The sequence below is a fragment of the Streptomyces sp. NPDC043876 genome (genome assembly GCF_056435825.1).
On the sequence record NZ_JBWKDV010000002.1, the window covers coordinates 851593 to 871694 of the forward strand.

Here is a 20102-nt window from a genome sequence, read left to right on the forward strand (position 1 = left end):
CCACCAGACCGTGAGGCACCATCAGTGACAACGATCACCCCGAAACCCGGGAACCGGACCGCCGAAGCCCCCACGAGCGGGCCCTCGCTTCGCGACCGGCCCGCCGCGCCCGGTACGCTCACCGCCGTGCCCCACGCTGATCAGCCCAGAACCACCCAGAAAGACGCCCCGGCAACGCCGCCGGGAGCGCCCCGGCCGCTGGCCGTCCGCCCGACCCCGCTCGGCGATCTGGCCGCGCTGCTCGGCATCGAGACGCCCGTGCCCGCCGAGGTGCCCGGCAGCCCCGGTCATCACGGCCGCCCCACGGGCATCACCGGCATCACGCACGATTCGCGTGCGGTGCGGCCCGGCGATGTCTACGCGGCCCTGCCCGGAGCCCGCGTCCACGGCGCCGACTTCGCGCCGCAGGCCGCCGAGCTGGGCGCCGCCGCGATCCTGACGGACCCGGCGGGCGCGGCCCGCGCCGCCGCCACCGGACTGCCCGTCCTCGCGGTCGACGACCCCCGCGACCGGATGGGCGAGCTGGCCGCCACGATCTACGGACGTCCCGGCGAGGACCTCCTGCAGATCGGCATCACCGGGACCTCCGGCAAGACCACCACCGCCTACCTCATCGAGGGCGGGCTGCGGCGGGCCGGCCGGAGCACCGGACTCGTCGGCACCGTCGAGATGCGGATCGGCGACCAGGCCGTCAAATCGGAGCGCACCACCCCCGAGGCCACCGACCTGCAGGCGCTCTTCGCGGTGATGCGCGAACGCGGCGTCCAGGCCGTCGCCATGGAGGTCTCCAGCCACGCGCTGGTGCTCGGCCGGGTGGACGGCTGCGTCTTCGACGTCGCCGTCTTCAACAACCTGAGCCCCGAGCACATGGAGTTCCACTCCGACATGGAGGACTACTTCCAGGCCAAGGCGCGGCTCTTCACCGAGCGCCGCAGCCGCCTGGGCGTGGTCAACCTCGACGACGAGTACGGCCGCCGCCTCGCGAAGGAGGCGAGCGTGCCGACGCTGACCTTCTCCGCCACCGGCGACCCGGCCGCCGACTGGCGGGCCGAGGACGTCGTCTCCGGTCCCGTCGGCTCCACGCTGACCCTGGTGGGCCCGGCCGGGGAGCGGATCTCGGCCACGGCCCCGCTGCCCGGCCCGTTCAACGTGGCCAACACGGTCGCGGCGATCGTCACCCTGGCCGCCGCCGGGATCGACCCGCAGACCGCCGCCGACGGCGTCGCCGCCGTCCCCGGGGTCCCGGGCCGCCTGGAGCGGGTGGACGCGGGCCAGCCGTACCTCGCCGTCGTCGACTACGCGCACAAGACCGACGCCGTCGAATCGGTGCTGCGCGCGCTGCGCGAGGTCACCGAGGGCAAGCTGCACATCGTGCTCGGCTGCGGCGGCGACCGCGACACCACCAAGCGGGCCCCCATGGGCGCCGCGGCCGCCCGGTTCGCCGACACCGCGCTGCTGACCTCCGACAACCCGCGCTCCGAGGACCCGCTCGCGATCCTCGCCGCGATGCTCGAAGGCGCCGTCTCCGTACCGGCCGCCGAGCGGGCCACGGTCCTCCTCGACGCCGACCGGGCGGCGGCCATCGCCGCCGCCGTCGCGCGCGCCGCACCGGGCGACACCGTCCTCGTCGCGGGCAAGGGCCACGAGCAGGGCCAGGACACCGCGGGCGTCGTCCGCCCCTTCGATGACCGCGCGGTGCTCCGCGCCGCCATCGAGGCACACCGCGGCCGCGCGCAGGACCCCGCCGCGGCCGAACAGACCCCGCCCGTACGACAGGCCGAGGTGAACCAGTGATCGACCTCTCCCTCGCCGAGATCGCCGACATCACCGGCGGACTCGCGCACGACATACCGGATCCGTCCGTACGCGTCACCGGGCCCGTCGTCATCGACTCCCGCCAGGTCGAGCCGGGCAGCCTGTTCGCCGCCTTCGACGGCGAGCGCGTCGACGGCCACGACTACGCCGAGCGCGCGGTCGCCGCGGGCGCGGCGGCCGTCCTCGCGGCCCGTCCCGTCGGCGTACCCGCGATCGTCGTCCCCGACGTCGAGAAGGCGCTCGGCGCCCTCGCCCGGGCCGTCGTCGAACGCCTGGGCACCGACGTCGTGGCGCTGACCGGCTCCGCCGGGAAGACCTCCACGAAGGACCTCATCGCCCAGGTGCTCCAGCACCACGCGCCCACCGTGTGGACGCCGGGCTCCCTCAACAACGAGATCGGCCTGCCGCTCACCGCGCTCAAGGCCACCGCCGAAACCCGGCACCTGGTCCTGGAGATGGGCGCCCGCGGCATCGGGCACATCGCCTACCTCACCGGCCTCACCCCGCCGCGGATCGGCCTGGTCCTGAACGTCGGCACCGCCCACATCGGCGAGTTCGGCGGCCGCGAGCAGATCGCGCAGGCGAAGGGCGAGCTGGTCGAGTCCCTGCCGGACGAGGCCGCGGGCGGCGTCGCCGTCCTCAACGCCGACGACCCCCTGGTACGGGCCATGACCGCCCGCACGAAGGCCCGTACGGTCCTCTTCGGCGAGGCCGACGACGCCGACGTACGCGCCACCGAGGTGCGGATGACGGAGGGCGGACGGCCTTCCTTCACACTCCACACACCCACCGGGTGCGGCGAAGTGACCTTGCGGCTGTACGGTGAGCACCACGTGTCGAACGCGCTCGCCGCGGCCGCCGTCGCCCATGTGCTGGGCATGTCCGTCGCCGAGATCGCCACCGCGCTCTCCGGGGCGGGCACGCTGTCCCGGTGGCGGATGGAGGTCACCGAGCGGGCGGACGGCGTGACAGTCGTCAACGACGCCTACAACGCGAACCCGGAGTCCATGCGGGCCGCCCTGCGCGCACTTGCCGCGATGGGCGGCGGCGCGCGGGCGAACGGGGGCCGCACGTGGGCGGTGCTCGGTCCCATGGCCGAGCTGGGCGACGAGTCGCTCGCCGAGCACGACGCGGTCGGACGGCTCGCCGTCCGGCTCAACGTGAACAAGCTCGTGGCAGTCGGGGGCAGGGAAGCGTCCTGGCTGCAACTGGGCGCATATAACGAGGGTTCGTGGGGTGAGGAGTCGGTGCTCGTGTCCGACGCGCAGGCGGCGGTCGACCTGTTGCGCAGTGAACTGCGCCCGGGAGACGTCGTGCTGGTGAAGGCTTCCAGGTCCATCGGCCTGGAGCGGGTCGCGCTGGCGCTCCTCGAGCGCGAGGGCGAGGTCACCGGCCGATGAGGCAGATCCTGTTCGCGGGAGTCATCGGGCTCTTCCTGACTCTCGTCGGCACACCGCTGCTGATCAAGGGGCTGGCCCGCAAGGGCTACGGCCAGTTCATCCGGGACGACGGGCCGCGCGGCCACGCCGGGAAGAAGGGCACGCCCACCATGGGCGGCATCTCCTTCATCCTGGCCACGCTGGTCGCGTACGCCCTGACGAAGGTGATCACCTCCAGCCAGCCGACCTTCTCCGGTCTACTGGTGCTCTTCCTGATGGCGGGGATGGGCGTGGTCGGCTTCCTGGACGACTACATCAAGATCGTCAAGCAGCGTTCGCTGGGTCTGCGGGCCAAGGCCAAGATGGCCGGCCAGCTGATCGTCGGCATCGCCTTCGCGGTCCTCGCGCTGCAGTTCTCGGACGGGCGCGGGCTCACCCCCGCCTCCACCCGGCTGTCCTTCGTGACCGACTTCGGCTGGTCCATCGGGCCGGTGCTGTTCGTCGTCTGGGCGCTGTTCATGATCCTGGCGATGTCGAACGGCGTGAACCTCACCGACGGCCTCGACGGACTCGCCACCGGCGCCGCCGTGATGGTCTTCGGCGCCTACACCTTCATCGGTGTCTGGCAGTACCAGGAGTCCTGCGCCAACGCGCAGACCCTGCCGAACCCGTCCGCCTGCTTCGAGGTGCGCGACCCGCTCGACCTCGCGGTCGTCGCGTCCGCCCTCATGGGCGCCTGCTTCGGCTTCCTGTGGTGGAACACCTCGCCCGCCAAGATCTTCATGGGGGACACCGGTTCGCTGGCCCTCGGCGGCGCGCTCGCAGGCCTCGCGATCTGCTCCCGCACGGAGTTCCTGATCGCCCTGCTCGGCGGCCTCTTCGTCCTGATCACCATGTCCGTGGTGATCCAGGTCGGTTCCTTCAAGATGACCGGCAAGCGGGTCTTCCGGATGGCACCGCTCCAGCACCACTTCGAACTCAAGGGGTGGTCCGAAGTCCTTGTGGTGGTCCGCTTCTGGATCATCCAGGGCGTGTGCGTGATCGTCGGCCTCGGACTCTTCTACGCGGGATGGGCAGCGGACAAGTGACCGCCTGGAACGGCAAGAACATCACCGTCGCCGGCCTCGGCGTGAGCGGCGTCAGCGCCGCCCGCGCCCTGGCCGGCCTCGGCGCCGTCGTGACCGTCGTGGACGGCGGCGACGGCGAGGGCCACCGCGCCCGGGCCGCCGAACTCGGCGCCCTGGGCATCTCCGTACGGCTCGCCGACGCCGAGACCCTCCCCGAGGGCACCGACCTGGTCGTCACCTCGCCCGGCTGGAAGCCGGACAGCCCGCTGTTCGCCGCGGCCGCCGCGGCCGGTGTGGACGTCGTCGGCGACGTCGAGATCGCCTGGCGGCTGCGCGGCGAGAACGCCGCGCCCTGGCTCGCGATCACCGGCACGAACGGCAAGACCACCACCACCCGGATGCTCGCGTCGATCCTGCGCGCCGCCGGTCTGCGCACCGCCGCCGTCGGCAACATCGGCACCCCGATCATCGACGTGGTGACCGGCGCCGAGGAGTACGACGTGCTCGCCGTCGAACTCTCCAGCTACCAGCTGCACTGGGCGCCCTCCGTACGGGCCCACTCGGCGGCCGTCCTGAACCTGGCCCCCGACCACCTCGACTGGCACGGCTCCATGGAGGCGTACGCCGCCGACAAGGGCCGCGTCTACGAGGGCAACACCGTCGCCTGCGTCTACAACGTGTCCGACAAGGCCACCGAGGACCTCGTCGTCGAAGCCGACGTCGAAGAGGGCTGCCGCGCCATCGGGTTCACCCTCGGCGCCCCCGGCCCCTCCATGCTCGGCGTCGTCGACGGCATCCTGGTCGACCGCGCCTTCGTCGAGAACCGGCAGAAGAACGCCCAGGAGCTGGCCGAGGTTTCCGACGTCGACCCGCCCGCCCCGCACAACATCGCCAACGCCCTCGCGGCGGCGGCGCTGGCCCGCGCCTTCGGCGTGCCGCCGCGCGCCGTCCGCGACGGCCTGCGCGACTTCCGCCCCGACGCCCACCGGATCGCGCACGTCGCCGAGGTCGCGGGCGTCACGTACGTCGACGACTCCAAGGCGACCAACACGCACGCCGCCGAGGCCTCCCTGGCGGCCTACGAGCCGGTCGTGTGGATCGCGGGCGGCCTCGCCAAGGGCGCCACCTTCGACGAGCTGGTGGCGCGCTCCGCGAAGCGGCTGCGCGGCGCCGTCCTGATGGGCGCCGACCGGGCCCTGATCCGCGACGCGCTGGCGCGACACGCGCCCGAGGTCCCGGTCGTCGAGCTGGAACGGACCGACACTGGGGCGATGTCCGAGGCGGTCCGGGAAGCGGCCCGGCTGGCCGAGCCGGGCGACACGGTCCTGCTGGCACCCGCGTGTGCCTCGATGGACATGTTCGCGAACTACAACGAGCGCGGCGACGCGTTCGCCGACGCGGTCCGCGAACTCGCCGCGGCGGGCGCCTAGCGACGCAGGGGCCGGACCCCTCCGGCCGGCTGCTCGTCCGAGTGGAGGGGAAGATCACACATGCCGGCCAAGCAACTGCTGCCGGGGCGGCGGCCGTCCGCCCCGAAGCCGAGGGCGCAGGGCCGCAAACGGCCCGCTCCGCGCGTGAAAAGGATCACCGGGCGCGGCTCCCTGGAGGGGCTGCGGCGCACCCAGCGGCAGGTGCGCCGGGCCTGGGACCGTCCGCTCACCGCGTATTACCTGATCTTCGGCAGCGCCCTGCTGATCACCGTGCTCGGTCTGGTGATGGTCTACTCGGCCTCCATGATCAAGGGCCTCCAGCTGGGCCTGGGCGCCTCGTACTTCTTCAAGAAGCAGTTCCTGGCCGCCTGCATCGGCGCCGTCCTGCTGCTGGCCGCCTCCCGGATGCCCGTCAAACTGCACCGGGCCCTCTCCTACCCCGTCCTCGCCGGAACCCTCTTCCTGATGGCCCTGGTCCAGGTCCCGGGGATAGGAGTCGCGATCAACGGGAACCAGAACTGGATCTCCCTCGGCGGCCCGTTCATGCTCCAGCCCAGCGAGTTCGGCAAGCTGGCCCTGATCCTGTGGGGCGCCGACCTGCTGGCCCGCAAGGGCGACAGGGAGCTGCTGAGCCAGTGGAAGCACCTCCTGGTGCCGCTGGTGCCGGTGGCCTTCCTGCTGCTCGGGCTGATCATGCTCGGCGGGGACATGGGCACCGCGATGATCCTCGGCGCCATCCTCTTCGGCCTGTTGTGGCTCGCCGGGGCGCCGACCAGGATGTTCGTGGGGGTGCTCGCCTTCGCGGGTGTGATCGTCGCGGTGATGATCCGGACCAGCCCGCACCGGATGGACCGCCTCGCGTGCCTGGGGGCGACAGATCCGGGCAAGAACGACCTCTGCTGGCAGGCGGTGCACGGAATCTACGCCCTGGCGTCCGGCGGCTGGTTCGGTTCCGGACTCGGTGCGAGCGTGGAAAAATGGGGTCAACTGCCCGAAGCCCACACGGACTTCATCTTCGCCATCACCGGTGAGGAACTGGGGCTGGCGGGCACGCTGTCGGTGGTCGCCCTGTTCGCGGCCCTAGGCTATGCGGGTATCCGCGTGGCCGGACGTACGGAGGACTCCTTCGTCAGGTTTGCCGCGGGAGGCGTGACCACCTGGATCACGGCGCAAGCCGTCATCAACATCGGTGCGGTGCTCGGTCTGCTGCCGATCGCCGGGGTCCCGCTCCCGCTGTTCTCCTACGGGGGGTCCGCCCTGCTGCCGACGATGTTCGCCGTGGGACTGCTCATCGCGTTCGCGCGGGAGGAGCCCGCGGCGCGCGCGGCACTCGCGATGCGTCAGCCGAAGTTCGGCTGGAAGCGGGCCGGGCTGAGATGGAAGACGATGAGACGGCGCGTCACGAAGCGTCCGTCCGGAGAGCGGTGAATTTCGGTGCATGTCGTACTCGCCGGTGGGGGGACCGCCGGCCACATCGAGCCGGCGCTCGCCCTCGCGGACGCCCTGCGCAGGCGGGACCCCTCCGTGGGCATCACCGCCCTCGGAACCGAACGGGGCCTTGAGACCCGCCTGGTGCCGGAGCGCGGCTACGAGCTGGGACTGATCCCCGCCGTACCGCTGCCCCGCAAGCCCACCCCGGAGCTGATCACCGTCCCGGGACGGCTGCGCGGCACCATCAAGGCCGCCGAGCAGATCCTGGAGCGCACCAAGGCCGACTGCGTCGTCGGCTTCGGCGGCTACGTGGCGCTGCCCGGCTACCTGGCCGCCAAGCGGCTCGGGGTCCCGATCATCGTCCACGAGGCCAATGCCAGGCCGGGCCTCGCCAACAAGATCGGTTCGCGCTACGCGGCCGCCGTCGCGGTCTCCACGCCCGACAGCAAGCTGCGGGGCGCCCGTTACGTCGGCATCCCGCTGCGGCGTTCGATCTCCACCCTGGACCGGGCCATGGTGCGGCCCGAGGCCCGGGCCGCCTTCGGGCTCGACCCCAACCTGCCGACGCTGCTGGTCTCCGGCGGCTCGCAGGGCGCGCGCAGGCTCAACGAGGTCGTCCAGGCGGTCGCGCCGGTCCTCCAGCGCTCCGGGATCCAGATCCTGCACGCGGTCGGCCCGAAGAACGAACTGCCGCGTGTCGACAACATGCCCGGGATGCCGCCCTATGTGCCGGTACCGTACGTGGACCGGATGGATCTCGCGTACGCCGCCGCCGACATGATGCTGTGCCGCGCGGGTGCCATGACCGTCGCCGAACTGTCCGCCGTCGGGCTGCCCGCCGCCTACGTCCCGTTGCCGATCGGCAACGGCGAACAGCGGCTCAACGCCCAGCCGGTGGTCAAGGCCGGCGGCGGCCTGCTCGTCGACGACGCGGAACTGACGCCCGAGTGGATCCTCAGCCAGATCCTCCCGGTACTCGCCGATCCGCACCGTCTGTACGAGATGTCGCGCGCCGCAGCGGAGTTCGGCCGCCGGGACGCCGATGATCTGCTGGTCGGCATGGTCTACGAGGCGATCGCCGCGCACAGGGCCCGCTGACCCGGGCAGGCACGACGCAGGAGGCAGCGCAGTGGCAGGAGCGACGACCGCACGCGAGGGCGACAAGCCCCCGAAGCCTGCCAAGGCGCCCGAGCAGGGCCGGACGGCGAAGGCGGCGACCGGGCCGGGCTCCCGCGGCCCCGGCGGCCCCCGGCCCGCGCCGGGGCGCCTGCGCCGGGGCCCGGTGCTGCTCGCCGCCCTCCTCGTCGCCGTGCTGCTCGGCGGAGGCGTCACGTGGGCCCTGTACGGGTCCGCGTGGCTGCGCGTCGAGAAGGTCACGGCGGGCGGCACCGAGGTGCTCACCCCCGCCCAGGTGCTCGCGGCGGCGGCGGTCCCGGTCGGCGCGCCGCTCGTCACCGTCGACACCGACGAGATCGAACGCCGGGTCCGCGCGAAACTGCCGCGGGTCGACACCGTGACCGCCACCCGGTCGTGGCCGCACGGAATCGGACTCGAAGTGACGGAGCGCAAACCCGTGCTGCTCATCAAAAAGGGCACGGACTTCGTGGAAGTGGACGCTTCGGGTGTGCGATTCGACACGGTTGCGAAAGCACCCGCAGGAGTTCCGGTCCTCGAACTGTCCGCCGGACGGTCGCCGAGTGCCCGGCGCTTCGACGAGGACCGGCTGCTGCACGAGGCGGTGGCCGTCGCCGGCGACCTCCCCCCGGCCGTCGCCAGGGAGACCCTGCTGGTCAAGGTGGGCTCGTACGACGCGGTCGTCCTGGAGCTCACCCGGGGCCGGAAGGTGATCTGGGGGAGCGGTGAACAGGGTGCCGCGAAAGCCCGCGCGCTGACCGCGCTGCTCAAGGCGGCGCCCAAGGCGGACCACTTCGACGTGAGCGCTCCCACGGCACCTGCGGTGTCCGGGAGTTGACGTCGAGTCGAACACCGGCGCACCCTGGTTGGCCAGCGATATGGGTGATCACATAGGGTGAAAAGAAAAACGGGAGGTTCGGCGTGTTCGTTGAACGCGCACCACTTGTCGACTTAGTGTCCTGTACGGAGAGTCCAGGGAACAGACACACCCTTAACCCTAAACTTCAGGGTTAGGGTTCGGGTCGGCGTGTTGGACCGTCCCACTTTCGGCATCAGTCGTCGCACCGCAGGCCCGCGAGGCGGCGACACGTAACTCGAGGCGAGAGGCCTTCGACGTGGCAGCACCGCAGAACTACCTCGCAGTCATCAAGGTCATCGGTGTCGGCGGCGGTGGTGTCAATGCCATCAACCGAATGATCGAGGTCGGTCTCAAGGGCGTCGAGTTCATCGCCATCAACACCGACGCCCAGGCGCTGTTGATGAGCGACGCCGACGTCAAGCTCGACGTCGGCCGCGAACTCACCCGGGGCCTCGGCGCCGGAGCCAACCCGGCCGTCGGCCGCAAGGCGGCAGAGGACCACCGCGAGGAGATCGAGGAGGTCCTCAAGGGGGCCGACATGGTCTTCGTCACCGCCGGTGAAGGCGGTGGCACCGGTACCGGTGGCGCCCCCGTGGTCGCCAACATCGCGCGCTCGCTCGGCGCCCTGACCATCGGCGTCGTCACCCGGCCCTTCACCTTCGAAGGCCGCCGGCGCGCCAACCAGGCGGAGGACGGCATCGCCGAACTCCGCGAAGAAGTCGACACCCTCATCGTCATCCCCAACGACCGGCTGCTGTCCATCTCGGACCGCCAGGTCAGCGTCCTCGACGCCTTCAAGTCGGCGGACCAGGTCCTGCTGTCGGGCGTCCAGGGCATCACCGATCTCATCACCACCCCGGGTCTGATCAACCTCGACTTCGCGGACGTCAAGTCCGTGATGTCCGAGGCGGGCTCGGCCCTCATGGGCATCGGCTCCGCCCGCGGCGACGACCGCGCCGTGGCCGCCGCCGAGATGGCGATCTCCTCCCCGCTGCTGGAAGCGTCCATCGACGGGGCCCGCGGCGTGCTGCTCTCCATCTCCGGTGGATCCGACCTCGGCCTCTTCGAGATCAACGAGGCGGCCCAGCTGGTCAGCGAGGCCGCACACCCCGAGGCGAACATCATCTTCGGCGCCGTCATCGACGACGCGCTCGGCGACGAGGTGCGGGTCACCGTCATCGCGGCCGGGTTCGACGGCGGACAGCCCCCGGCCCGCCGGGACAACGTCATCGGCGCCGCGTCCACCAAGCGCGAGGAGCCGGCCCCGCCGGTGCGCGCCGCGGAGCCGGTCCGTCCGGCCTTCGGCGGACTCGGTTCGGTCACCCCGCGCGAGGACGTCCAGGTGCCGGTCGAGCCGGCGCCCGCCGAGGCCGCGACCCCCGCGCCCCCGCAGGTCCCGACGGCCCGGCCGTACCAGGACAGCCCGGCCGAAGAGCTGGATGTCCCGGATTTCTTGAAGTGACGATAGAGCGGCACACCGCGAACGGCGCCCACTTCGCTTTCACCGACAGGTGGGGCGGGGGGAGCGCCGTTCCGTATGAGGAGCTGAACCTCGGTGGCGCGGTGGGGGACGACCCGGTCGTCGTCGGCGCCAACCGGGCCGAGGCTGCGCGGATGCTGGGCATCGCCCCGGACCGGGTGGTCTGGATGAACCAGGTGCACGGGCGGGACGTCGCCGTGGTCGACGGCCCGTGGGCCGCCGGCCAGGACGTCCCCGCCGTGGACGCGGTGGTGACCACCCGTCGGGGGCTCGCCCTCGCCGTCCTCACCGCCGACTGCACGCCGGTCCTGCTGGCCGACCCCGTCGCCGGGGTGGTGGCCGCCGCCCATGCCGGGCGGCCCGGACTGGTCGCGGGGGTGGTGCCCGCCGCGGTGGCGGCGATGGTCTCCCTGGGGGCGGAGCCCGCGCGGATGGTGGCCCGTACCGGTCCCGCCGTCTGCGGGCGGTGCTACGAAGTGCCCGCCGCGATGCGGGACGAGGTCGCCGCGGTCGTACCGGCCGCCTTCGCCGAGACGTCGTGGGGGACACCGGCCGTCGACGTGGTCGCCGGAGTGCACGCGCAGCTCGCCGAGGCGGGGGTGGTGGAAACCCACCGGTCCCCGGTCTGCACACTGGAGTCGCGGGACCACTTCTCGTACCGCCGCGACCGGGTGACCGGGCGGCTTGCCGGATACATCTGGTGGGACTGAAAGATGACTGACCGTAGCTCGGAGCTGGCCGCGAACCTGGAGCGGGTGGAGGAGCGCATCTCCACCGCCTGCGCGGCGGCCGGGCGGGGGCGGGACGAGGTGACGCTCATCGTGGTCACCAAGACGTACCCCGCGAGCGACGTACGACTGCTGGCGGACCTGGGGGTCCGTCATGTGGCGGAGAATCGCGACCAGGACGCCGCCCCCAAGGCCGCGGCCTGCGCGGATCTGCCCCTCACCTGGCACTTCGTCGGTCAGTTGCAGACGAACAAAGTCCGTTCGGTGGCGGGATACGCGCATGTCGTACAGTCCGTCGACCGGGCCCGGCTGGTGCCGGCGCTCTCGGCGGCCGCGGTGAAGGCCGGACGCGAACTCGGCTGCCTCGTACAGATCGCGCTCGACGCCGAGTCGGGCGAGCGCGGGGAGCGGGGCGGCGCGGCCCCGGACCTGTTGCCGGAACTGGCGGACCTCGTCGCCGGGGCGCCGGGACTGCGGATCGACGGTCTGATGACCGTCGCCCCGCTGGCCGGTCACTACGCGGGACGCGAACAGGCTGCTTTCGAGCGGCTGCTGGAATTGTCATCCCAGCTGCGCGCGGACCATCCTGCTGCCACGATGGTCTCGGCCGGGATGAGCGCCGACCTGGAACAGGCCGTCATGGCCGGGGCGACACATGTACGCGTCGGCACTGCGGTACTCGGCGCGAGGGCCCGGCTCGGGTAACGTCGCGAAGAAAGTCGGACCACAGCAGAAAATATGGTCATTTCCGCTGATGAGCGGACAGACCACGTGGATCGCAGGCAGTTGGTGACTTTGGTGACAAGGCGACACGGCACCCGCGACACCTGCGACAGGGCGATCCACCACAGAGCGGAGGACTCAGAGAATGGCCGGCGCGATGCGCAAGATGGCGGTCTACCTCGGCCTCGTGGAGGACGACCGGTACGACAACCCGGGGTACGACCCCGACGACGAGTTCGAACCCGAGCCGGAACCGGAACGAGTCCGCGACAGGGACCGACGGCAGCAGCCCGTATCGCACCAACCGCCCGTATCGGAAGAACCGGCACGAATCGTCCAGCCCCCGGCGCAGCGCGAACCCATCGCGATCCCGGTAGAAAACGGACGAGCGCCGCGAATCGCCCCCGTGGCATCCATCACACCTGAACGCCCCACCATGGAGAAGAACGCCCCCGTGATCATGCCCAAGGTCGTCTCCGAGCGGGAGCCCTACCGCATCACCACGCTGCACCCCCGGACCTACAACGAGGCCCGTACCATCGGGGAACACTTCCGCGAGGGCACCCCGGTGATCATGAATCTCACGGAGATGGACGACACCGACGCGAAGCGTCTCGTCGACTTCGCGGCCGGTCTCGTGTTCGGTCTGCACGGCAGCATTGAACGCGTGACACAGAAGGTGTTCCTGCTGTCGCCTGCTAACGTCGATGTCACGGCGGAGGACAAGGCCCGCATTGCGGAGGGCGGGTTCTTCAACCAAAGCTAGACCGACGACTCAGACACGGGACCGGAACGAACGGCCCGGCCGGCAGGCCGACCAGTGACAGCAGGGGAGAGGGAAGCGCGGGATGGGCGTGGCTCTGGAGGTTGTCTACATCGCGTTGATGTGCTTCCTCATCGTGCTGATCTTCCGACTGGTCATGGACTACGTCTTCCAGTTCGCACCCTCGTGGGCACCTGGCAAGGCGATGGTGGTCGTTCTGGAGGCCACCTACACTGTCACCGATCCACCGCTCAAGCTTCTTCGGCGGTTCATCCCGCCGTTGCGTCTCGGGGGCGTGGCACTCGACCTGTCCTTCTTCGTTCTGATGATCATCGTTTACATCCTCATCAGTTTCGTGAGCACCGCAGCGAGAAGCGTGTGAACGATACGGTCTTGCCGACTGCCGACGACTACGTAGAGGTGAAGAAGAGATGCCGCTGACCCCCGAGGACGTGCGGAACAAGCAGTTCACGACCGTTCGCCTCCGAGAAGGCTATGACGAGGACGAGGTTGACGCCTTCCTCGACGAGGTCGAAGGCGAACTGACGCGACTGCTCCGCGAGAACGAGGATCTGCGCGCCAAGCTGGCGGCCGCCACGCGTGCCGCCGCGCAGAACCAGCAGCAGCAGGGCATGCGCAAGCCGGAGCCCCAGGACCAGCGAGGCCCGGGCGCCCCGGTGCCCGCCGCCATATCCGGCCCGCCGCAGCAGCAGCAGCCCCAGCAGATGGGTCCGCCCCAGCTGCAGGGCGGCCAGCCGCAGCTGCCCGCCGGCCCCGGTGGCCACGGCCAGCAGGGTCCGGGCCAGATGGGCGGCCCCATGCAGCAGCACCCCATGGCCGGACAGCAGTCCATGGGCGGCCAGAACCAGCTCGGCCAGCCGATGCAGCAGCAGCAGATGCAGCAGCAGATGGGCCAGCAGATGCAGCCCATGCAGCAGCAGCAGATGGGCCAGCAGATGGGGCAGCAGATGCAGCCCATGGGCCAGCAGATGCAGCCGATGCATCAGCAGCAGCAGCCGCAGCTCCCGCAGCAGGGCCCCGGTGGCGACAGCGCCGCCCGCGTCCTGTCGCTGGCGCAGCAGACCGCCGACCAGGCGATCGCGGAGGCCCGTTCCGAGGCCAACAAGATCGTCGGCGAGGCCCGTTCGCGTGCCGAGGGCCTGGAGCGGGACGCCCGTGCCAAGGCCGACGCGCTGGAGCGGGACGCGCAGGAGAAGCACCGCGTCGCGATGGGCTCGCTGGAGTCCGCCCGCGCCACGCTGGAGCGCAAGGTCGAGGACCTGCGCGGCTTCGAGCGCGAGTACCGCACGCGTCTGAAGTCCTACCTGGAGAGCCAGCTGCGTCAGCTGGAGACCCAGGCCGACGACTCCCTCGCGCCGCCGCGCACCCCGGCCACCGCCTCGCTGCCGCCGTCGCCGGCGCCGTCGATGGCTCCGGCCGGAGCGATGGGCCACTCCATGGGCGGTCCGTCCCCCATGGGCGGTCCCTCCCCGATGGGCGGCCCGTCTCCGATGGGCGGTCCCTCCTACGGTGGCCAGCAGCAGATGTCTCCCGCGATGACGCAGCCGATGGCTCCGGTGCGGCCGGTTGCGCCGCAGCCGATGCAGCAGGCGCCGTCGCCGATGCGGGGCTTCCTGATCGACGAGGACGACAACTAGGCGCGCCTCACCCGTCGGCAGACGGTCGGGCCGGGCCCCGGGTTCCCTACGGAACTCCGGGGCCCGGCCCGTTTCCGTTCCCCGGTCCGGGTCCGGGTCCGAGGAAAGCGAACCCGGCCCGCCCGGCGCCGCCGCCGCGCCCTGCCTCCGGCGGCGCCTCAAACGCCGGCGGGGCTGGATCTGGTGGCGGTGGTGGATGTGCCTGCGGTGGTGCATTTCAGCCCGCCCGGCGTTTGAGGGCACGCCGGGGGCGGCGCCTCAAACGCCGGCGGGGCTGGAGGTGTCTGGGGGTGGCATTTTCAGCCTGCCCGGCGTTTGAGGGCACGCCGGGTATGCCGGTGGCCCGGCCCCCCCCGCGGGGGAGCCGGGCCACCGGGGGGCGTCAGGCCTTGCGGAGGTGGAAGGTCAGGGCCAGGGACTCGTCCTCGAAGGCGGAGCCGAAGGTGGCGTCCGCCTCGCCGCGGGCGTAGTCCGTCGCGAGGACCTCGTCGGCGATGAGGGACGCGTGGTCCGTCAGGGCCGTGACGACCTCCGGGTCCGTGGAGGACCACCGCAGGGCGATGCGGTCGGCCACGTCGAGGCCGGAGTTCTTGCGGGCCTCCTGGATCAGCCGGATCGCGTCACGGGCCAGCCCCGCCAGCCGCAGCTCCGGCGTGATCTCCAGGTCCAGCGCGACCGTCGCGCCCGAGTCGGAGGCCACCGACCACCCCTCGCGCGGGGTCTCCGTGATGATGACCTCCTCCGGGGTGAGGGACACCGGGGCGCCGTTCACCTCGACCTCGGCCGTGCCGGAGCGCAGGGCCAGCGACAGCGCCGCCGCGTCGGCCGCGGCCACCGCCTTCGCGACGTCCTGCACGCCCTTGCCGAAACGCTTGCCCAGCGCCCGGAAGTTCGCCTTCGCCGTCGTGTCCACCAGGGACCCGCCGACCTCCGAGAGGGAGGCCAGGGAGGACACGTTCAGCTCCTCCGTGATCTGCGAGTGCAGCTCCGGCGAGAGCGTGTCGAAACCGGCGACGCCGACCAGCGCGCGGGACAGCGGCTGACGGGTCTTGACGCCCGACTCGGCGCGCGTGGCCCGGCCCAGCTCGACCAGGCGCCGTACCAGCACCATCTGCTGCGACAGCGGGACGTCGATCCGCGCGGGGTCCCACTCCGGCCAGCTGGACAGGTGCACCGACTCCGGCGCGTCCGGGGTCACCGGCACGACCATGTCCTGCCACACCCGCTCCGTGATGAAGGGGGTCAGCGGGGCCATCAGCCGCGTGACCGTCTCGATCACGTCGTGCAGGGTGCGCAGCGCGGCCGCGTCGCCCTGCCAGAACCGGCGGCGCGAGCGCCGCACGTACCAGTTGGAGAGGTCGTCGACGAAGGAGGAGAGCAGCTTGCCCGCCCGCTGCGTGTCGTACGCCTCCAGCGCCTCGGTGACCTCGCGGGTCAGCGTGTGCAGCTCGGAGAGCAGCCAGCGGTCCAGCACCGTGCGGTCGGCCGGGGCCGGATCGGCCGCGCTGGGCGCCCAGTTGGAGGTGCGGGCGTACAGGGCCTGGAAGGCCACCGTGTTCCAGTACGTCAGGAGCGTCTTGCGCACGACCTCCTGGATCGTGCCGTGGCCGACGCGGCGGGCCGCCCACGGGGAGCCGCCGGCCGCCATGAACCAGCGCACGGCGTCGGCGCCATGCTGGTCCATGAGCGGGATGGGCTGGAGGATGTTGCCCAGGTGCTTGGACATCTTGCGGCCGTCCTCGGCCAGGATGTGGCCGAGGCAGACGACGTTCTCGTACGAGGACTTGTCGAACACGAGCGTGCCGACGGCCATCAGCGTGTAGAACCACCCGCGCGTCTGGTCGATGGCCTCCGAGATGAACTGCGCCGGGTAGCGCTTCTCGAAGACGTCCTTGTTCTTGTACGGGTAGCCCCACTGCGCGAACGGCATCGACCCCGAGTCGTACCAGGCGTCGATCACCTCGGGCACGCGCACGGCCGTCAGCGCGCAGCCCTCGGCGGTGCAGGGGAAGGTGACGTCGTCGATGTACGGGCGGTGCGGGTCCAGCGACGAGAGGTCCGTCCCGGTCAGCTCGCTCAGCTCCGCGCGCGAACCCACGCAGGTGAGGTGGTTCTCCTCGCAGCGCCAGATGGGCAGCGGGGTGCCCCAGTAGCGGTTGCGGGACAGCGCCCAGTCGATGTTGTTGTTCAGCCAGTCGCCGAAGCGGCCCTGCTTGACCGAGTCCGGGAACCAGTTGGTCTTCTCGTTCTCCCGCAGCATCGCGTCCTTGACGGCGGTGGTGCGGACGTACCAGGACGGCTGCGCGTAGTAGAGGAGCGCGGTGTGGCAGCGCCAGCAGTGCGGGTAGCTGTGCTCGTAGGCGATGTGCCGGAAGAGCAGGCCGCGCGCTTCGAGGTCGGCGGTCAGCCGCTCGTCGGCCTTCTTGAAGAAGACGCCGCCGACCAGCGGGACGTCCTCCTCGAAGGTGCCGTCGGGGCGGACCGGGTTCACGACCGGCAGGCCGTAGGCGCGGCAGACCGCGAGGTCGTCGGCGCCGAAGGCGGGGGACTGGTGGACCAGACCGGTGCCGTCCTCGGTCGTGACGTACTCGGCGTTCACGACGTAGTGCGCGGGCTCCGGGAACTCCACCAGCTCGAAGGGGCGCTGGTAGGTCCAGCGCTCCATCTCCTTGCCGGTGAAGGACTCGCCGGTGGTGACCCAGTCCTCACCGAGGGCCTTCTCCAGCAGCGGTTCGGCGACGACGAGCCGCTCCTCGCCGTTGGAGGCGACCACGTAGGTGACCTCGGGGTGCGCGGCCACGGCGGTGTTCGACACCAGGGTCCAGGGGGTGGTCGTCCAGACCAGCAGGGCGGCCTGACCGGCGAGGGGCCCGCTGGTGAGCGGGAAGCGGACGAAGACGGAGGGGTCGACGACCGTCTCGTAGCCCTGGGCCAGCTCGTGGTCCGAGAGACCGGTGCCGCAGCGCGGGCACCAGGGGGCGACCCGGTGGTCCTGGGTCAGCAGGCCCTTGTCGAAGATCTGCTTCAGCGACCACCACACGGACTCGATGTACTCGGGGTCCATCGTCCGGTAGGCGTCGTCGAGGTCGACCCAGTAGCCCATGCGGGTCGTCAGCTCGGCGAAGGCGTCGGTGTGGCGGGTCACCGAGTCACGGCACTTGTCGTTGAACTCGGCGATGCCGTACGCCTCGATGTCCTTCTTGCCGTTGAAGCCGAGTTCCTTCTCGACGGCCAGCTCGACGGGCAGGCCGTGGCAGTCCCAGCCGGCCTTGCGGGCCACGTGGTAGCCGCGCATGGTGCGGAAGCGGGGGAAGACGTCCTTGAAGACGCGGGCCTCGATGTGGTGCGCGCCCGGCATTCCGTTGGCGGTGGGCGGGCCCTCGTAGAAGACCCACTCGGGGCGGCCCTCGGACTGCGCCAGGGTCTTGGCGAAGGTGTCGCTCTCGCGCCAGAAATCCAGGACGGCGTGTTCCAGGGCGGGCAGGTCGACCTGAGCGGGCACCTGGCGGTACTGCGGCGGGTTGGTCATGAGGCGTCTTCCTCCGGCGGCGTGAGATCTCCGTCGGAGGGACGAGAGCAGTGCTCCCGCGGTACCACCCTCCTTGGCCGCCGGACGGATCCGACGACCCCCTCATTGGGGCGCGAGCCGGTTCTACTCACCCGGCGGGCGCCCGGGGGCACCTGCGGACTTTCTTCCGGCGGCTCCGGGGTGATCCTTCGCATCGCGCTCGCCCCCGGGCTCTCACCGTCCCCGGGTCGCTCCTGGCTGCGTCCGACGCTACTCGTCCCCATCCATGCCTTTCGCTGGGCCCAGTGTACGGGCCGGGAGGCGACTCGGCAGACCGGTTTACGGGGGGTGGTGCGGGGGGTCGCCGCGGGGTGCGGCGGGGGCGCGGAAGGGGCGCGGAACCGACCCGAACGGGCTCACGCGCGCGTCCGGGCTCCGGCGTGCCGGTAGGACCGGATTATCGGGCCCGGAGGTGGGCACAACGGATGCAGTCGGCCTCGGCGGACGCGTGCCCCGTTGCCGCGGGGCCGAAGTCGATTTATCGTCCCACCACGATTCGCGTGCAATATCACAATATGTGAAGGGGCCGCGGCCATGGTGGCGAAGAAGACCGCCGCGAAGAAGACGGCGTCAGCGAAACAGGCGTCGGCGGAACCGGTACAGAAGGCCGCGAAGAAGGCCGCGGCCACCCAGGGCACGGCCACGGGCACGGCCGGGAGAACGGTGAACAACGTGGCCGGGAAGAGCGGCCCGGCCAAGAGGACGAGCACGGTGAAGAGCAGCACGGTGAAGACCAGCACGGCCAAGACCAGCGACACCAAGAACAGCACGGCCAGGACCAGCACGGCCAAGACGACCGCGAAGCACGCCACGGCCACACCGGCCGCGGAACAGACGGGAGCCCGGACAGTGGTTGCCAAGAAGAGCACGGGCACGGCCAGGAAGGCGGCCACGGCCGCGACCAGCGGGCTGCCCAAGACGCGCGCCGCGGCCACCGTGGCCCCCGCGACGGCGGCGGAGCCCGGTGGGCTCGCCGTCCGCCCGGGCGAGGAGCCGTGGACCCCGCAGGAGGCCGCCGAGGCCCGTACGGAGCTGACCGCGGAGGTGGAGCGGCTGCGCGGCGAGCTGACCGCCTCCGAGCAGGCCATCACGGGCCTGATGCGGGACTCCGGGGACGGCGCGGGCGACGACCAGGCCGACACGGGCACCAAGAACATCACCCGCGAATCGGAGATGGCCCTCGCGGCCAACGCCCACGACATGCTGGAGCAGACCGAGCGGGCCCTGGAGCGCCTGGAGGCGGGCACCTACGGGCTCTGCGAGAACTGCGGCAAGGCGATCGGCAAGGCCAGGATGCAGGCGTTCCCGCGGGCCACGCTGTGCGTCGAGTGCAAGCAGAAGCAGGAGCGCCGCCACTAGGGCGCGACCGCCGTGCGGATCGGGGGCGGACCGGGACGCCACGGAAGCGGCCGCCTGACGTACTCTCGTGTTCTGTTCAGGGTCTCCGGGAGCCTGGCAGCTTCCTGGTCGAGCTAGTTCGAGGGACTCACGTGGCAGAGGCGGAGCGCATCATCGGTACGCCCGAGGTCGGGGACGACGGCCCCCTGCCGGAGTCCGAGCGGCCCAGGGGCCACCGCCGGATCGCGGCACTGCTCATCGTGGCGGTGCTCGCGTACCTCCTCGACCTCGGCAGCAAGATGCTGGTGGTGGCGAAGCTGGAGCACCAGCCGCCGATCCGCCTCGTCGGCGACCTGCTCAAGCTCGACGCGATCCGCAATCCGGGCGCCGCCTTCGGTTTCGGCGAGGCCTTCACGATCATCTTCACCTGCATCGCCGCCGGTGTGATCGTGGTGATCGTGCGGCTCGCCCGCAAGCTCTACAGCCTGCCCTGGGCCATCGCCCTCGGCCTGCTGCTGGGCGGTGCGCTCGGCAACCTCACCGACCGGATCTTCCGGTCCCCGGGCGTCTTCCGGGGCGCCGTGGTCGACTTCATCGCGCCCGCGCACTTCGCCGTCTTCAACCTCGCGGACTCGGCGATCGTGTGCGGCGGGATCCTGATCGTGCTGCTCTCCTTCAAGGGTCTGGACCCGGACGGCACCGTCCACAAGGACTGACCGCGCGAAGCCC

The 20102-nt window shown here is 71.4% G+C and carries 16 protein-coding genes; 15 read left to right on the forward strand and 1 reads right to left on the reverse strand.

Annotation, left to right across the window (positions count from 1 at the left end):
* The first annotated feature begins 24 nt into the window (after nt 1-24).
* From AC0693_RS08925 to AC0693_RS08985, 13 genes are all read left to right on the forward strand, one after another.
* Nucleotides 25-1794 carry a UDP-N-acetylmuramoyl-L-alanyl-D-glutamate--2,6-diaminopimelate ligase gene (locus tag AC0693_RS08925; protein WP_469336629.1) on the forward strand — a complete coding sequence of 590 codons (1770 nt, stop codon included), beginning with the start codon at nt 25-27 and terminating at the stop codon, nt 1792-1794.
* On the forward strand, nt 1791-3215 hold the full coding sequence (locus AC0693_RS08930) for a UDP-N-acetylmuramoyl-tripeptide--D-alanyl-D-alanine ligase (RefSeq protein ID WP_356412200.1): 1425 nt from the start codon (nt 1791-1793) through the stop codon (nt 3213-3215). The genes AC0693_RS08925 and AC0693_RS08930 overlap by 4 nt, the downstream gene beginning before the upstream one ends.
* Nucleotides 3212-4282, forward strand: coding sequence for a phospho-N-acetylmuramoyl-pentapeptide-transferase (mraY, locus tag AC0693_RS08935; protein WP_356412202.1), 1071 nt, complete (start codon nt 3212-3214; stop codon nt 4280-4282). The genes AC0693_RS08930 and mraY overlap by 4 nt, the downstream gene beginning before the upstream one ends.
* The gene (gene murD, locus AC0693_RS08940; protein ID WP_356412204.1) at nt 4264-5691 is read left to right on the forward strand and encodes a UDP-N-acetylmuramoyl-L-alanine--D-glutamate ligase; all 1428 of its coding nucleotides are present in this window, start codon (nt 4264-4266) and stop codon (nt 5689-5691) included. The genes mraY and murD overlap by 19 nt, the downstream gene beginning before the upstream one ends.
* Before the next feature lie 60 nt (nt 5692-5751).
* Nucleotides 5752-7119 (forward strand): putative lipid II flippase FtsW, encoded by a 1368-nt coding sequence (gene ftsW, locus AC0693_RS08945; RefSeq protein WP_356412205.1) that lies wholly within the window; start codon nt 5752-5754, stop codon nt 7117-7119.
* A 6-nt stretch (nt 7120-7125) separates the two neighbouring features.
* Entirely contained in the window at nt 7126-8220 is a 1095-nt protein-coding gene (gene murG / locus AC0693_RS08950) for an undecaprenyldiphospho-muramoylpentapeptide beta-N-acetylglucosaminyltransferase (RefSeq protein ID WP_356412207.1), read from the forward strand.
* A gap of 31 nt (nt 8221-8251) precedes the next feature.
* On the forward strand, nt 8252-9094 hold the full coding sequence (locus AC0693_RS08955; RefSeq protein ID WP_478801312.1) for a cell division protein FtsQ/DivIB: 843 nt from the start codon (nt 8252-8254) through the stop codon (nt 9092-9094).
* Between the two features lie 277 nt (nt 9095-9371).
* A complete protein-coding gene (ftsZ, locus tag AC0693_RS08960; protein ID WP_356412209.1) occupies nt 9372-10577 on the forward strand; it encodes a cell division protein FtsZ in 1206 nt (401 codons plus the stop codon).
* Complete coding sequence (gene pgeF, locus AC0693_RS08965; RefSeq protein WP_469319552.1) at nt 10574-11305, forward strand: peptidoglycan editing factor PgeF; 732 nt, start codon at nt 10574-10576, stop codon at nt 11303-11305. The genes ftsZ and pgeF overlap by 4 nt, the downstream gene beginning before the upstream one ends.
* A gap of 3 nt (nt 11306-11308) precedes the next feature.
* On the forward strand, nt 11309-12028 hold the full coding sequence (locus AC0693_RS08970) for a YggS family pyridoxal phosphate-dependent enzyme (protein WP_356412212.1): 720 nt from the start codon (nt 11309-11311) through the stop codon (nt 12026-12028).
* Between the two features lie 163 nt (nt 12029-12191).
* On the forward strand, nt 12192-12812 hold the full coding sequence (locus AC0693_RS08975) for a cell division protein SepF (protein WP_478801313.1): 621 nt from the start codon (nt 12192-12194) through the stop codon (nt 12810-12812).
* Between the two features lie 82 nt (nt 12813-12894).
* Nucleotides 12895-13191: a YggT family protein gene (locus AC0693_RS08980; RefSeq protein WP_351038871.1), complete on the forward strand. Its 297-nt coding sequence runs from the start codon at nt 12895-12897 to the stop codon at nt 13189-13191.
* A 49-nt stretch (nt 13192-13240) separates the two neighbouring features.
* Nucleotides 13241-14467, forward strand: a complete 1227-nt coding sequence (locus AC0693_RS08985) for a DivIVA domain-containing protein (protein ID WP_356412216.1) — start codon at nt 13241-13243, stop codon at nt 14465-14467.
* A gap of 382 nt (nt 14468-14849) precedes the next feature.
* On the opposite strand, the gene ileS is transcribed toward AC0693_RS08985, so the two are convergent.
* Nucleotides 14850-17996, reverse strand: coding sequence for an isoleucine--tRNA ligase (gene ileS, locus AC0693_RS08990; RefSeq protein WP_478801314.1), 3147 nt, complete (start codon nt 17994-17996; stop codon nt 14850-14852).
* Between the two features lie 573 nt (nt 17997-18569).
* Between ileS and AC0693_RS08995 the strand changes: the two genes are divergently transcribed.
* Complete coding sequence (locus tag AC0693_RS08995; RefSeq protein ID WP_478801315.1) at nt 18570-19394, forward strand: TraR/DksA family transcriptional regulator; 825 nt, start codon at nt 18570-18572, stop codon at nt 19392-19394.
* Between the two features lie 131 nt (nt 19395-19525).
* Nucleotides 19526-20089 carry a signal peptidase II gene (gene lspA / locus AC0693_RS09000; protein ID WP_356412221.1) on the forward strand — a complete coding sequence of 188 codons (564 nt, stop codon included), beginning with the start codon at nt 19526-19528 and terminating at the stop codon, nt 20087-20089.
* Nucleotides 20090-20102 lie beyond the last annotated feature (13 nt).

Bases quoted from the DNA above. Each gene is read 5' to 3' on its own strand.
- mraY (WP_356412202.1), top strand. From the start codon at position 3,212: ATGAGGCAGATCCTGTTCGCGGGAGTCATCGGGCTCTTCCTGACTCTC.
- murD (WP_356412204.1), top strand. From the start codon at position 4,264: ATGGGCAGCGGACAAGTGACCGCCTGGAACGGCAAGAACATCACCGTC.
- ftsW (WP_356412205.1), top strand. From the start codon at position 5,752: ATGCCGGCCAAGCAACTGCTGCCGGGGCGGCGGCCGTCCGCCCCGAAG.
- AC0693_RS08970 (WP_356412212.1), top strand. From the start codon at position 11,309: ATGACTGACCGTAGCTCGGAGCTGGCCGCGAACCTGGAGCGGGTGGAG.
- AC0693_RS08975 (WP_478801313.1), top strand. From the start codon at position 12,192: ATGGCCGGCGCGATGCGCAAGATGGCGGTCTACCTCGGCCTCGTGGAG.
- AC0693_RS08980 (WP_351038871.1), top strand. From the start codon at position 12,895: ATGGGCGTGGCTCTGGAGGTTGTCTACATCGCGTTGATGTGCTTCCTC.
- AC0693_RS08985 (WP_356412216.1), top strand. From the start codon at position 13,241: ATGCCGCTGACCCCCGAGGACGTGCGGAACAAGCAGTTCACGACCGTT.
- ileS (WP_478801314.1), bottom strand. From the start codon at position 17,996: ATGACCAACCCGCCGCAGTACCGCCAGGTGCCCGCTCAGGTCGACCTG.
- AC0693_RS08995 (WP_478801315.1), top strand. From the start codon at position 18,570: ATGGTGGCGAAGAAGACCGCCGCGAAGAAGACGGCGTCAGCGAAACAG.